Source organism: Clostridiales bacterium, from assembly GCA_015243575.1.
GTDB lineage: Bacteria > Bacillota > Clostridia > Peptostreptococcales > Anaerovoracaceae > Anoxybacterium > Anoxybacterium hadale.
On sequence record CP042469.1, the window covers coordinates 3,957,281 to 3,971,010 of the forward strand.

Below are 13,730 nucleotides of genomic sequence, written 5' to 3' on the forward strand. Positions count from 1 at the left end.
AGGAGCCTACTTTTGAAAACCATCAGTTTGTATGTGGATAAAGGAACAATGTTGAACAAGGTCGCGCCTGAGAGCAAGATCTGGTATGTGATTGCGGCTATAACAATACCGGCACTCATGGGGATCCGGTGGGCTGGACTTGTTCTGATTGCGGTGAGTACCGCATTGCTGTTATATGGGAAGGTGCTGAGAAGAACCCTGCCTCTTTTGGCCGTGTCAGGCTTTGTACTTCTGACCGTCCTGATTATCCAGGGAATGTTTTGGTGGGGAAATGAAACCCCCATGTTTGCCATTGGTCCGGCAGTTTTTTACCGGGAGGGTGTGGATTATGCGCTTGGAATTCTGATCAATATCGTCAATATTCTGATGAGCTTCTGCGTATTGATTCTAACAACAAAGCCTTCTGATATGATGGAAAATTTTGTGAGACGAGGATTTTCCCCGAGATTCGGTTATGTTTTCATTTCGGTATTTCAGATTATACCTCAAATGACGGAAACCATGAGCACCATAACGGACGCGCAAAGGAGCAGAGGCATGGAAACCGAAGGCAGTCTGGGCGTTCGGATCAAGGCATTTATTCCGCTGATTGCACCGGTCATTATGAGCTCACTGATCAATACAAAAGAAAGAGCTTTGGCGCTTGAGGTCAGAGGCTTTAATTCAAGGAAAAGGAAAACATTTCTAAATGACGAGGTAAAAACCGCTGGCGACCGCTACATACAGATTGCTTTGCCGGTACTGATTGCTGCTGTGGCAGTATGGAGGGTAACCCAATGGCTGGCATAAACATCGAACACCTGAAATATAAATACCCCGGCACGGAGCGGCTTGCACTGAATGATATTTCCCTATCCATTGAGACAGGAGAATTCATTGGAATTATAGGAAGAAACGGATCTGGAAAGAGCAGCCTCTGCCAGGCGATCGCAGGGCTGATCCCCAATTTTTATAAAGGTGCTTACGGCGGCAAGATACTGATCGATGATATCGAAGTAAAAAAAGTACCTGTTGACGAGCTTTGTGAAACGGTTGGAACCGTTTTTCAGAATCCTTTCAATCAGGTAACCGGTGCGAAAGCAACCGTGTATGAGGAAATCGCTTTCGGACTCGAAAACATGGGAGTTCCTAAAGAGGAAATGATACGCCGCATTGACAACGCCATGGAGCTTTTGGATATCAGTAAATACAAAGATCGATATCCCTTTGATTTATCCGGCGGGCAGATGCAGCGCATGGCCATCGCTGGCGTCATTGCCATGCAGCCTCAGGTGATCATCCTTGATGAACCTACCTCCCAGCTTGATCCACAGGGCAGAGAAGAAGTATTTCAAGCGGTTCAGAAATTATGCGGCCAGGGCATTACAATCATTCTGGTAGAACACAATATGGAAAAAATCGCCCAGTACAGCAATCGGGTGGCATTGCTCGAAGATGGAATGCTCATCGATTTTGATACTCCCCAGAAAATTTTTTCTCGGGAAGATCTGGAGCATTACGGTGTGGAAGCTCCGGTTTACACCCAGATCAGTAAAAGGCTGAATTTGACAATGGAAGGTACGGGCTGCTATCCGGTCACACTGGAGGAAGCCAAGCAGGTATTGCTGCGGAAAGGGGGAAATGATCCAGAATGGCTGTAATTGAAATCAAGGATCTGCATTTTTCCTATACTGCAGAGGAAGAAGTTATAAAAGGCATGGACTTTACCATTGATGCTCGATCGACGGCAATCATCGGGCAGAACGGAGCCGGTAAGACAACCTTTGCAAAGCTTCTCAAGGGGCTGCTGAAACCTACAAGGGGCGAAATCCTGCTGAATGGAACCCGTACAAAGGAGATGACTGTGGCCATGCTGGCAAAGCAGGTTGGCATGGTATTTCAGAATCCCAATGATCAGATTTTCAAATATCAGGTGCTTGACGAAGTAATGTTTGGCCCGCTGCAGATCGGTATGGATAAGGAAGCTGCCCTCGGGAAAGCGAAACAAGCACTGGAAACTGTGGGCCTTTCCGGGCTTGAGACCACAAATCCCTATGATTTGGGTTTGTCCTCAAGAAAACTGGTCGCAGTGGCATCCATTCTGGCAATGGACACGGAGGTGATTCTATTTGATGAGCCTACCATCGCGCAGGATTACGCGGGAAAAGAGCGGCTGAAAGAGATTGTTTTGCAGCTTCGAAATCAAGGAAAAACAGTAATCACCATTACCCACGACATGAATTTTGTGGCGGACGTGTTCGAGAGAACCATTGTTTTTGCCAGCGGCAAGATGATTGCTGATGATGATACCAAATCTGTTTTCCTACAGAGAGATGTGCTGGAAAAGGCTTATCTGGAACAACCCGATGTTATGAAGCTCTGCACGGAGCTGGGGTGGAGGGAGAGCTTTCTAAGCATCGATGAATTTGTGAGTGCCATTCAAAAATAAATTTGAGCGATTAATAACGATAAAGAGATATTAGACTTGCGGCTTTGAGAAAATATTTTTTCTCAAAGCCGTTTCTTATAAGCAGTTTCTATAGAAACCTTTTGCTCGTGCTGCTTTGGTCAACACCGTTTCTTTTGAACGTCTGTAGAGACCCGGGTGCAGTCTACGCATAGATTGCAGCCGAGACTATGATCCGGTTTGCTGTGATAGCAGCTGCTGCAGGGTAAATTTTCAATCTGAATTGCAGAGTGTTCAATGCCAAATTGCTCTTTCAACATATGTTGTACCTTGTGTAATGTAGTTTCATAAAGAGACATATTGGCTTCATGAATGCAGATATGTGCTGTCATTGCTAACGTTTCCATGGATAAGCTCCATACATGGATGTCCTTTACATCAACAATTTCCTGAATCTCTTTCAGCGCATCCCTGAGCTCTTCAATTGAGATGTCCCTGGGGACAGCCTCCAATAAAATCTTAGTACATTCATAGCACATTCTAAGGGCATTTTTCAAGATCAGACATGCAAGTGCAGCGCTTAATAATGTATCGACACCGTGCTGGCCGGTGAGCAAAATAATAACACCGCCAAGGAGAACACCCACGTCAGAGAGCGCATCACCCATAAAATGAAGAAATACACTTTTTACATTTGCATTTTTAGAATGATTGCCCAGGTTCCGAATAATTGCTAAATTAATCATCAACCCTAAGACTGATAATAGAATCATTCCGCGGGGTGCAATCTCAACGGGATGGAAATACCTTAATATCGCTTGATACAAGATGTAGATAGAAATGAGAATCAGAGATACATTGTTGATCAAGGCAGTAAAAACACTGTAACGGCAGTACCCGTATGAATACTTGGTTGAGGCCGGTTTTAAAGAACTTCGGATTCCCCACCAGCTGATGATCAGCGAAATGAGGTCTGTGGCAAGGTGCCAGGAATCACTAAGCAGGGCTAGACTTTTAGTGGTGTATGCGCCTATGAATTTTGCAGTCAGAATGAAGGATACGAGTATAATTGTAACCACTAGTTTCTTTTGACTCTGTATCATCGTTTCATGACTGGAATGAGATTCGGTCATGGGAATGCCTCCATAGATATGGGGTTGGCGCTATGCCAATCCCAGCAGCCTAACGGTATTTGCTACGATAAAACAGATGGCAATGCCCGTAACTGTGGGGATGAGAAATGCAACCAGAGTCCACTTCCAGCTTTGAGCTTCCTTTCGAATGGTCAGGCACGTTGTACCGCAGGGCCAGTGCATCAAGGAGAACAGCATTACGCATACTGCGGTGAGCCAGGTCCATCCGTGGGAGAGCAGCAGTTCCCTCAATTGGGTAAGGCTATCCAGCTCCAGCATGCTGCCTGCAGCCATATAACTCATGATCATGATGGGGATCACAATTTCATTGGCTGGAAATCCAAGAATAAATGCCATGAGAATGTAACCGTCAAGCCCAATGAGCCGGGCAAAGGGATCAAGGAAGGTTGCACATTGCGTCAGCAGGCTGACATCGCCCACATAGATGTTGGCTAGGAGCCAGATGACCATACCTGCTGGTGCGGCGATCACGACAGCGCGGCCAAGGACGAACAGCGTTCGGTCAAAAACAGATCTCACAATTACTTTCCCGATTTGAGGCATCCGATACGGCGGTAGCTCCAAGGCAAAGGAAGAGGGAAGACCTTTTAAGATCGTCTTGGATAAAATTCTGGAGATGAGCAGGGTCATAACGACGCCCAGAACGATGACTGCGGTCAGAAGCGCTGCCGATGCAATGGACTTTGCAGGGCCGGTGAGAACCCCTGCGAAGAACATGGTTATAATTGCAATCAGCGTGGGATACCTGCCGTTGCAGGGAACGAAATTATTGGTGATCATTGCAATCAGCCTCTCTCTTGGGGAGTTGATGATTCTGCAGCCGATGATTCCAGCAGCATTGCAGCCAAAGCCCATGCACATAGTCAGCGCCTGCTTACCATGTGCGCAGGATTTTTTAAAGAAATTATCCAGATTGAAGGCTACACGCGGAAGATAGCCCAAATCCTCCAGCAAGGTAAAAAGCGGGAAGAAGATCGCCATCGGAGGCAGCATTACAGAGATTACCCAAGCCAATGTCCGATACATGCCCAGTACTAAGATTCCATGAACCCAGGAAGGGGTGCCCAATTGGGTAAATAGCTCTGTCAAATGGTCTTCAATGCCGAAAAGGAAGGATGCAAGCATTTGAGAAGGATAGTTGGCGCCGTTTATGGTTAGCCAGAAAACAACCCCAAGAAGCCCGATCATAATAGGGATCCCAAAGGTTTTGGATGTGACGATTCGATCAATTTTTCGATCCGTATCATTATAAGTTTCTGCGGCAAAGGTAACTGATTCGCAGCAGATTTTTTCAGCACAGGATACGATCGTTGATGCAATTCTATCCCGGAGCTGCTCTTGCCCAAATCCCGCATTGTTTAATAACAATTTCGCTTCGTCCAGCTTCTGAATCAGCATCTCGTCAGCCTTTAAGTTAAACTCCAAGTACTTTTGTAAAGAATTCATCAGGGATTCGTCCCCATCCAGCAGTTTTAGGCTGACCCAGCGACTGTCGATTTGACTCTTGAGCAGGCTGCGGACATATGGTTCCAGAATATCAATGGCCTGTTCAATCACATTGTCGTACCGCACCTTTAGCGGGACTGGTGCACTTGCTCCCTTAAGATCTTCGGCGTTTACAGGATCAGTCGTATCCGCTGCCGCATATACTGCGTCCATCAGCTGATCCAGGCCTCTTCCGCTTCTGGCACTGGTTCCGATGACAGGGATACCAAGCAAGCGGTTTAACGCTTTCAAGTCAACTTGAATCTTTTTTCTTTCCGCTTCATCCAGAAGGTTTACACATAGAACGATTCGGTCTGTGATCTCTAGAGTATGTAGTACGAGAAATAAATTGCGCTCCAGGCAGGTTGCATCTGTCACAATTACGGTTGTATCAGGATTGCCGAAGCAAATAAAGTCACGTGCCACCTCTTCTTCTACTGAATTCGCAGAAAGAGAATACGTTCCCGGCAAATCCATAAGGGTGAAATCCTTGCCGTTATGCCGGTATCTTCCCTGAGCATTCGTAACTGTTTTCCCCGGCCAGTTTCCGGTATGCTGGTTCATCCCGGTTAAGCTATTAAATACGGTACTTTTCCCAACATTGGGATTTCCGGCCAGTGCGATGAGTTTGTCGTCACGACCTCCTCGGTCAACTTTAAGATCGCATTCTAATATGCCAGCTCCTGTCGACTGACTTGTCAGGCCCATTCTTGTTACCTCCATATTTCTTAAATAATTTTCTTCTTCAGATGATCCCTTGGTCAGTACACTGGGAGCAGAATCCGATGCGCTAAACCAGAAAACCCAGCGGATGGCGTCGAAAACTGCTCCTTATAATTGCGTTAGATCGCTTCGACCATGATGCCGCAAGCATCCTCTGAACGAAGCGCGATTACGGTGCCGCGAATTTGATATGCTGTCGGATCGCCGGATGGGCTTTTCTGCAGAGCTTCCACTTCCGTATCAGATACAAGCCCTAAATCAAGCAGTCTTCTCCTGGTTTCCATTTCCGAACGAAGCAGCTTTACGCGTGCCTTGCTTCCTATTGGTAAATCATTCAGAGGAATAAACTGTTCCATGAATGAACCTCCTATTTTATAAAATGTAATAGATTGGGGAAAGAATGTTTCCCTAGGCTAAAATATGTTAACTAGAACAGGAGTGTTACTCATATAAATAAAATAGTGAATCCTATTTTTTGGTTGGATCAGAATATGAATTCGCTTTTCAATTTGATATTTTCATTCAATAGAATGACAACGATTCCCTGGGGGTGATTGGTCTGGGACAGGAGGAATATTATACGGTACGGGGTTATCAACTGCTCAAACAGAACAAAGAATTGATTACCCCGGCAATGGAGGATTATTTGGAGATGATCTACAGGTGTTGTCAGGAAGAGGGATATGCGAGAATCAGCAAGCTTTCGCAGCTTCTGAATGTCAGAGCTTCCTCTGCTACAAAGATGGTGCAGAGACTGGGAACTCTTGGACTGATAAAATATGAGCGGTATGGGATTGTCAATCTGAGTGACAAAGGGCTGGAGATCGGGCATTTTCTTTTGGAGCGGCATAATATTCTGGGAGAATTTTTTGAGCTGCTCGGTTCGGAGGAAAGTGAAATTCTAAAACAAATAGAATTGATCGAGCATAATCTCAGCACTGGTACGGTTCTGAATATAAAAAGCCTATGCGACTTCTTCTATGATCATCCAGAGCTTCATGAGCTTTTTTTGGAACACAAGAAGCTGTAGCTTAATGCGGAGAGCGGGATGGTAAAAAGAAACCAACGTCAAGCAAGATTTACTATGCATGGCGTTGGTTTTCGTGTTTTCTTCTATATATGCTGGGCTTTCTGGTAACTCGCATTATAAGTTGGGTTCATCAGCAAAGTATAAGTAATGATATCGATCATGAACAAAAAAGATAACTGCGTATTAACAAACAAATTATCATGAATCTGGTTTTCATCACTGACGAAAAGGGTAATGTCAGATAAAGCGGTCAATTGTGTGTTGTTATTTTTGGTAAGTGCACAGATTGGCGTTTTGATATTATTTGCAATGGCGCATGTTTTTAAGACTTCTTGCGTTTCTCCGGATGTAGAGATCGCAATCAACAGATCGCGGGGCGAAAACCGGTTTGCTTTCATTAACATTAAAGAGCTGTCTGTTATTGCTTGGGAGGATAATCCCATACGCATTAACCTGGAGCTCAACTCAATGGCTGTTAAGCCGGAACTTCCTATCCCGCATACGAGTATTTGATCTGCGTTCTGTAGCTGCTCTATAAACTTGCTGAAGGTATTTTTGTCTAATAGTTCAGCTGTAGAGGAAAAGACGACATCGTAATAATGATTCAGGCGGTCGACCACATCGAATGAATTCGTCTGTGTATTGTTTTCTGCCTTTAACAGTGTTTGGAGCTCAATATAATTCCGGTACTGAAGTTTTTGGCAGAATCTGCTTATCGTAGAGTTTGATGTTCCAACGTTTTGTGCCAGATCATTGCTGGAGATTATGGCTGCATCAATTGTGTTACTTGCTATAAATTCGGCCACTCTCATCTCACTTTTTGATAAGCTGCTGCCATAAAGCTGTAAACGATTTTGAAAGTTTAATTCTTTCATATTTGATTTGGATGATATCCGCAGAGGCTGATATCGCACATCCTTTTCCCTTTCTATCAAAATTAAGACAATAGTACTATATCATAGTATGAAATTATTTTCAATAACAAATGTGTTGACGCAAGTAATTTCAAGTGATACAATGCAATTGAAATTACTAACAGACATAAATAAAATAATGAAAGTAATTTCAATTTTCGAACATTAGAATGGTTGGAACTTGGGTTGGATGAAAGATAATAATTTTTAAAGGAGAAGGGAAATGAATCATGTCGTAAAAGTTGGTGTAATTGGTCTTGGACAGATGGGTCAAATCCATGCAAGGATTTACCGAAAGATGTCCAATGTTGATCTCGTGGCAATATGCGAATATAGCGACGAGAGAAGAGCGAAAGCGCAAGAGGAGTTCGGGTGTAAAACGTACAAGCATTATAAGGAAATGCTGGCTGATCCAGAAATTGATGCGGTAAGTATTGTTTTGCCTGATAACCTTCATAGGGAAGCTGTTGAAATCGCGGTGCAAAATAAAAAGCATATTCTGCTGGAAAAGCCACTGGCGAAGGAGCTTGCAGACGGTAAAGCTATGTATGAAATTACGAAGGACTATGATAAAGTGTTTACCGTTGGATTTCTGCTAAGGTTCGATCCGAGGTTCAGCATGATAAAACGTGCGTTGGATGAGGGGGAGCTGGGGGACATCATTCATCTCTACTGCAGAAGGAATAGTCCGATTATCGGGCCGAGGCGGTATATTGGCGCTTCTGATCTCAGCATGCATGTTATGATACATGATATTGATTATATTAACTGGTATATGCAGAGTGAGCCGGTTAAAGTATTTGCAAAAAGCAGAAGTGTGCTGCTAAAAGAACATGATATGGATGATGTGATCTATGCAATTGTCACGTATGCAAACGGTGCAATTGCGTGTATGGAAGCTTGTTGGGTTTTGCCGGAAAATTCACCTACGACGATTGATGATAAACTGGAGCTCGTTGGAACAAAGGGTGTCGCCTATGTTGATTCCTGCGATAATGGTGTTCGGTTTGTCAGCGATAAAAGAATCGCTTATCCCGATTCAAGACATTGGTATGAGGCCAATGGAGAAACCTCAGGTGACTTATCAGAACAATTGTACGCTTTTATCAATAATGTAGTCTCTGGTACCAAATCGATTATTACACCAAAAGAAGCTTATGATTCCTTGCGTGTAGTTGATGCCATTGAAAGATCCATTGCAGAAGGAAAAGAAGTAGAAGTTTAATTGTTGAATCATTTAATGTAAAGGAGTGGTATGATGTCATTAAGAGTGAAAGCACAGCATTTTGGAAGCGCACTCAGCCGGATGGTGATTCCGAACCTGGGGGCATTTCTTGCCTGGGGTATCTTAACTGCTGTTGGAGTTGCAATCGGTAATGAGATGATAAAGTCTTTTATTTCACCGATGCTTGTCTATATGCTGCCGATCTTGATCGCAGTAGCTGCGGGTAAGATGGTCTATGATTATCGCGGCAGTGTCGTCGGTGTCGTCGCAACAATGGGTGTCATTATCGGTTCGGGTATTCCGATGTTTCTTGGAGCGATGATCATGGCTCCGATCGCGGCATACATCCTTAAGAAGTTCGATGAGAAAGTAGAAGGCAAAATCCCTATGGGATTCGAACTGCTGATCAACAATTTCACTGCGGGTGTGATCGGTTCTGTGATTGCAATCATCGGATACGTGGCTGTTGCACCTGCAATTGAGTCGTTGACTGGTGTTATGGCTGGTGCAGTAGACGTAATGGTTGAGAATCGGCTGCTGCCGCTCACAGCGATATTTATTGAACCGGCAAAGATCTTATTCCTCAATAATGCAATCGGTCAGGGGATCTTGACGCCGATTGGGAGCACTCAGCTTGCATCCGCGGGAAAATCCATTCTGTTTTTGCTGGAATCAAATCCGGGGCCGGGATTTGGCGTCTTGGCTGCATATATGCTGTTTGGTAAGGGTGGCTCAAAGGGTTCTGCATACGGTGCCAGTGTCATTCATCTCTTTGGAGGGATCCATGAAATCTATTTCCCGTTTATTCTGATGAATCCAATCTTAGTCTTGCCGCTGATTCTTGGTGGTATGACAGGAACGCTATTGTTTACAATTTTTAATGTGGGATTAATTGGTGTTGCTTCGCCGGGAAGTATTCTCGCCATTTCGATGATGGCCGCCCCAGGTGACCGACTTCAAATTATTATTTCAATTATGGCTGCCGCAGCAGTATCCTTTGCCTTTGCAGCTCCATTGGTAAAAAGAGCAAAGAACAATGACCAGCAATTGCAGGATGCAGCAAAAGAGATGGAGCGGTTAAAAGGAAAGAAAAGTCGAGTGTCTTCCGTCTTCGAAGTGAGAAGTGACACGTTTGATTTTTCCAAAGTAACGAGAATTGCATATGCATGTGATGCTGGGTTAGGATCAAGTGCGATGGGAGCAAATGTATTACAGAAAAAGATCACAAAAGCAGGCATTGAAACGATCAAAGTCTTTCATATTTCGGTCAGTGACCTCCCAACAGACTGCCAAGTCATCGTTACGCACCAGTCTTTGGTTGAAAGAGTAAGAGAAAAACAGCCAGATGCCTATTTGATCTCAATCACAGATTACTTGAAGGCCCCCGAGTATGATCAGCTGATAGATAGCCTCCAAGTTGCTGAAAATCAATGATTGCTGGTTAATCTTGCCCAATGACGACATAAGAAAAGAGGGGAACTCGTTGAACATCAATTAAGGGTTCTCTTCTTTCATTAAGAGAGGAAGAGAAGATGCTAAAAGCAATTGTTATGGATTTTGATGGTTTAATTATTGACACAGAAGTGATCTGGTTTGATATCTTTGCAGAATGGTTTCGGCGGAATCTGCAGCATGAATTGGAGATGAAAGACTTTCTGATCTGCGTAGGTTCAAGCAGCGAGGATCTGTTTTGTTCTCTTGAAGAATTACATGGATGGACCATTGATCGGGATCAGTTTGATCAGGAGACATTGGATACTTTTATTGAGAGGAGCAGATTACTGGAACCAAAAGATGGTGTAGTTGCGTTCATTCAAACCGCAAAGAGACTTGGCCTGAAACTGGCACTGGCCACATCGGCAAAAAGACTCAAGCCAGTTACGCATCTAACGCGTTTGAAGCTCCTGGATTATTTTGATATATTGGTTACAGCAGAAGATGTTGAGAGAATCAAGCCTTATCCTGATCTGTTTCTTAAAGCAGCGGAGGATCTTGGAGTCAATAAAAATGAAGTTTTGATTGTTGAAGATTCGAAGAATGGATTGATCTCCGGACGGAATGCCGGAATGCGTGTAGTAGTAGTCCCAAACGAAGTAACAAAACATAGTGAGTTTGAAAATTATTATATGAAAGTAAATTCACTGAAAGATATTGATCTTGAGGAGTTAATGAAAACATTCTAATGCAAGGAGTTGATGAAACGTGTTACTGGATAAAATTCATTTGGATGATCTGGAGGTTGGACTGAAAGCTGACAATTGGGAAGATGCCATTCGTAAAGCTTCGAAGATTTTGCTGGCAAAGGGAGCAATCCTGCAAAGCTATGTTGAGGGGATGATAAATGCAGTCAAAGAGAATGGGCCATATATCGTCATAGCGCCTCACGTGGCATTGGCCCACACAAGACCGGAACATGGTGCAAATGCCCTTGGAATTAGCTTCTCGCTGTTAGAAGCTCCAATTCCGTTCGGATCAGACACAAACGATCCTGTCAAATTGATTATTACATTTTCATCGGTAGATAACGAAAGTCACCTTGAACTGCTAAGTGAACTGGTAGATGTTCTGATGGATGAGGAACGTATGGAGAAGCTTTTTTCGGCCAAGTCAAAGGACGCGTTTTATGATAGTTTGACAGATTAGAGGGATCAAGAAAGTGCTCTGGAGCGCTGTGCCAAGTTTTAGATGCTGCAGCGTTATCGTGTACTGCCCGCACACTAGGCCTTTAATTTGGGAGGGTATAATCATGTATTTATGTATCGACATTGGTGGAACTGCTATCAAGTATGGAATTGCTCATGTGAGTAAAAAAACAATTGAATTCATCGATAAAAAAGAGATTGCAACAGATGCAAAGAAAATCAAAGGGCCTGGTATTGAAAAGAAAATCGTTTCCATCGTAAGGGAAAACCGGAAAGCTTATGAATTAGAGGGCGTAGCAATTTCAACTGCTGGAGTAGTCAATTCTGTAACAGGAGATATCATATTTGCAAATGATAATATACCGGATTATATCGGCATTAATCTGAAAAAGCGTGTGGAAAATGAATTTGGACTCCCTTGCGCGGTTGAAAATGATGTGAATGCTGCTGCCTTGGGTGAACTTGCTTATGGTTCAGGGCAAGACTACGAGCATATTCTTTGTTTGACGGTAGGAACGGGTATTGGCGGAGCGTTGATTCTAGATGGAAAACTGTACCATGGAAGCACCTATAACGCGGGTGAAGTGGGTTACATGTCGATTAATGGTAGGACCCTTGAAGAGGAGGCGTCCGTAAGTGCTTTGATCCAGCGGGTCTTAGATCAAATGGATGACAAGGAAATCACATTAGACGGGAAAAGCATTTTTCATCTGGCACGGAATGGAAATGCCATATGCCAAAAAGAAATTGACAGAATGTGCAGTGCACTGGCACAGGGGATCGTACAGTGTGTGTGTATCACCAACCCGCAGGCAGTAATTCTTGGAGGGGGTATCATGAGCCAGGAAGATTATCTGCGTCCTATCATGGAACAGTATCTAGAAAAATATATTTGGAACAATACGATTGGTAATATAAAATTGATCTTTGCCGTGTTAGGCAATGACGCTGGAATGGCGGGAGCAGGCTACAACCTTAAGCAAAAAATAGATGATATGTAGCCCTTGGTATATTTCCCCTGGAGCAGAATTGTAATTGAATAAGGTTGCATCTTTGAGATTAGAAATTGACATTACGAAGGTTGCACCTGTGAGATTAGAGACGAATAAATAGAATAAGTATTCCGCCCAATGCGGAATGAATTTGGAGGTTATTATGGCACGTCAGGCAGTAAGCGTAAAAAATAATACAGGGTTACATGCACGTCCTGCAGCAGAATTCGCAAAAATTGCGAAAAGTGCGCTTTGTGAAGTATATGTGGAGAAGGATGGTAAGAAAGCTAATGCCAAGAGTGTATTAGGAATACTCTCTTTAGCAATCTGCAAAGGTAATGTGATTGATATTATCACGAAAGGTGAAGGTGAAGATGCGGCGCTCTCTCAATTAGTAAGTTTCATAGATGGCTTGATCGAGTAAGCACTTGATAACTGCCTTCCAAATAATAGGAGGTCCTAAATTGGAAAAAAATAATGTGATTCTTTCGCTGAAAAATGGATTGATTGTATCTTGTCAGGCTTTGCCGGGAGAGCCCTTATATACTGAGATTGGCGGGATCATGCCCCTGATGGCTCTGGCGGCTAAAAATGCAGGAGCCTGTGCGATCAGAGCAAATAGCACCAGAGATATTGTACAAATAAAAGAAACCGTTAATTTGCCTGTGATAGGAATTATCAAGAAGCAATATGACGGGTATGAACAACATATTACAGCAACGATGCAGGAGATTGATGATCTGGCAGCTGTTAAAGCGGATATAATTGCCTTTGATTGCACATTGCGTGAAAGGCCTAATTATAAAGACGTAAGTGTCTTTGTACAAGATATTAAAAAAAAGTATCCGAATCAATTATTGATGGCTGATATATCCACAGTTGAAGAGGGGATGAATGCATATGAGGCGGGGGTGGACTTGGTCGGTACGACTTTAAGCGGTTATACAAAATACTCGCCTCAAATGGGAGAACCCGATTTACAACTTGTGCGTGAGCTGTCAAAGCAGATCACGATTCCTGTGATTGCAGAAGGACGATATCATTATCCAAAGCAAGTAAAGAAAGCACTAGAAGCAGGAGCATATGCCGTGGTAGTCGGTGGAGCAATTACACGTCCGCAAGAAATCACCGCAAGATTTTTGAGTGAGATAAGATAGGGATAGGGATAGGGATTCCCAT

At 43.6% G+C, this 13,730-nt stretch carries 15 protein-coding genes; 11 read left to right on the top strand and 4 right to left on the bottom strand.

Features of this window, described 5'->3' with window-relative positions; genetic code table 11:
• Window positions 1-12 precede the first annotated feature (12 nt).
• Genes FRZ06_17415 through FRZ06_17425 form a run of 3 tightly spaced genes read left to right on the top strand, consistent with a single transcriptional unit; the run spans window position 13 to window position 2,428 of the window.
• Complete coding sequence (locus FRZ06_17415; GenBank protein ID QOX64998.1) at window positions 13-789, top strand: energy-coupling factor transporter transmembrane protein EcfT; 777 nt, start codon at window positions 13-15, stop codon at window positions 787-789.
• Entirely contained in the window at window positions 777-1,640 is an 864-nt protein-coding gene (locus FRZ06_17420) for an ABC transporter ATP-binding protein (GenBank protein QOX64999.1), read from the top strand. The genes FRZ06_17415 and FRZ06_17420 overlap by 13 nt, the downstream gene beginning before the upstream one ends.
• Entirely contained in the window at window positions 1,631-2,428 is a 798-nt protein-coding gene (locus FRZ06_17425) for an ABC transporter ATP-binding protein (protein ID QOX65000.1), read from the top strand. Before FRZ06_17420 ends, FRZ06_17425 begins: the two co-directional genes overlap by 10 nt.
• 119 nt (window positions 2,429-2,547) lie before the next feature.
• On the opposite strand, the gene FRZ06_17430 is transcribed toward FRZ06_17425, so the two are convergent.
• The 3 genes from FRZ06_17430 to FRZ06_17440 all read right to left on the bottom strand — a co-directional run bounded on the left by FRZ06_17430 (window position 2,548) and on the right by FRZ06_17440 (window position 6,104).
• Window positions 2,548-3,519, bottom strand: a complete 972-nt coding sequence (locus tag FRZ06_17430; GenBank protein ID QOX65001.1) for a cation transporter — start codon at window positions 3,517-3,519, stop codon at window positions 2,548-2,550.
• A gap of 30 nt (window positions 3,520-3,549) precedes the next feature.
• The gene (gene feoB / locus FRZ06_17435) at window positions 3,550-5,733 is read right to left on the bottom strand and encodes a ferrous iron transport protein B (GenBank protein ID QOX65002.1); all 2,184 of its coding nucleotides are present in this window, start codon (window positions 5,731-5,733) and stop codon (window positions 3,550-3,552) included.
• Between the two features lie 134 nt (window positions 5,734-5,867).
• Entirely contained in the window at window positions 5,868-6,104 is a 237-nt protein-coding gene (locus FRZ06_17440) for a ferrous iron transport protein A (protein ID QOX65003.1), read from the bottom strand.
• A 278-nt stretch (window positions 6,105-6,382) separates the two neighbouring features.
• Here FRZ06_17440 and FRZ06_17445 point away from each other — a divergent pair, with 278 nt between their 5' ends.
• Window positions 6,383-6,778, top strand: a complete 396-nt coding sequence (locus FRZ06_17445) for a DtxR family transcriptional regulator (protein ID QOX65997.1) — start codon at window positions 6,383-6,385, stop codon at window positions 6,776-6,778.
• 83 nt (window positions 6,779-6,861) lie between these two features.
• On the opposite strand, the gene FRZ06_17450 is transcribed toward FRZ06_17445, so the two are convergent.
• A complete protein-coding gene (locus FRZ06_17450; protein QOX65004.1) occupies window positions 6,862-7,692 on the bottom strand; it encodes a MurR/RpiR family transcriptional regulator in 831 nt (276 codons plus the stop codon).
• Between the two features lie 223 nt (window positions 7,693-7,915).
• Between FRZ06_17450 and FRZ06_17455 the strand changes: the two genes are divergently transcribed.
• From FRZ06_17455 to FRZ06_17485, 7 genes are all read left to right on the top strand, one after another.
• Window positions 7,916-8,917 (top strand): Gfo/Idh/MocA family oxidoreductase, encoded by a 1,002-nt coding sequence (locus FRZ06_17455; protein ID QOX65005.1) that lies wholly within the window; start codon window positions 7,916-7,918, stop codon window positions 8,915-8,917.
• A gap of 33 nt (window positions 8,918-8,950) precedes the next feature.
• On the top strand, window positions 8,951-10,351 hold the full coding sequence (locus FRZ06_17460) for a PTS mannitol transporter subunit IICB (GenBank protein QOX65998.1): 1,401 nt from the start codon (window positions 8,951-8,953) through the stop codon (window positions 10,349-10,351).
• 98 nt (window positions 10,352-10,449) lie between these two features.
• Entirely contained in the window at window positions 10,450-11,100 is a 651-nt protein-coding gene (locus FRZ06_17465) for an HAD family hydrolase (GenBank protein QOX65006.1), read from the top strand.
• A 19-nt stretch (window positions 11,101-11,119) separates the two neighbouring features.
• On the top strand, window positions 11,120-11,560 hold the full coding sequence (locus tag FRZ06_17470; protein ID QOX65007.1) for a PTS sugar transporter subunit IIA: 441 nt from the start codon (window positions 11,120-11,122) through the stop codon (window positions 11,558-11,560).
• 103 nt (window positions 11,561-11,663) lie between these two features.
• Complete coding sequence (locus FRZ06_17475) at window positions 11,664-12,560, top strand: ROK family protein (GenBank protein ID QOX65008.1); 897 nt, start codon at window positions 11,664-11,666, stop codon at window positions 12,558-12,560.
• Window positions 12,561-12,714: 154 nt separating this feature from the next.
• Window positions 12,715-12,975 carry an HPr family phosphocarrier protein gene (locus FRZ06_17480; protein QOX65009.1) on the top strand — a complete coding sequence of 87 codons (261 nt, stop codon included), beginning with the start codon at window positions 12,715-12,717 and terminating at the stop codon, window positions 12,973-12,975.
• 40 nt (window positions 12,976-13,015) lie between these two features.
• Entirely contained in the window at window positions 13,016-13,708 is a 693-nt protein-coding gene (locus FRZ06_17485) for an N-acetylmannosamine-6-phosphate 2-epimerase (protein QOX65010.1), read from the top strand.
• Window positions 13,709-13,730: the final 22 nt, after the last annotated feature.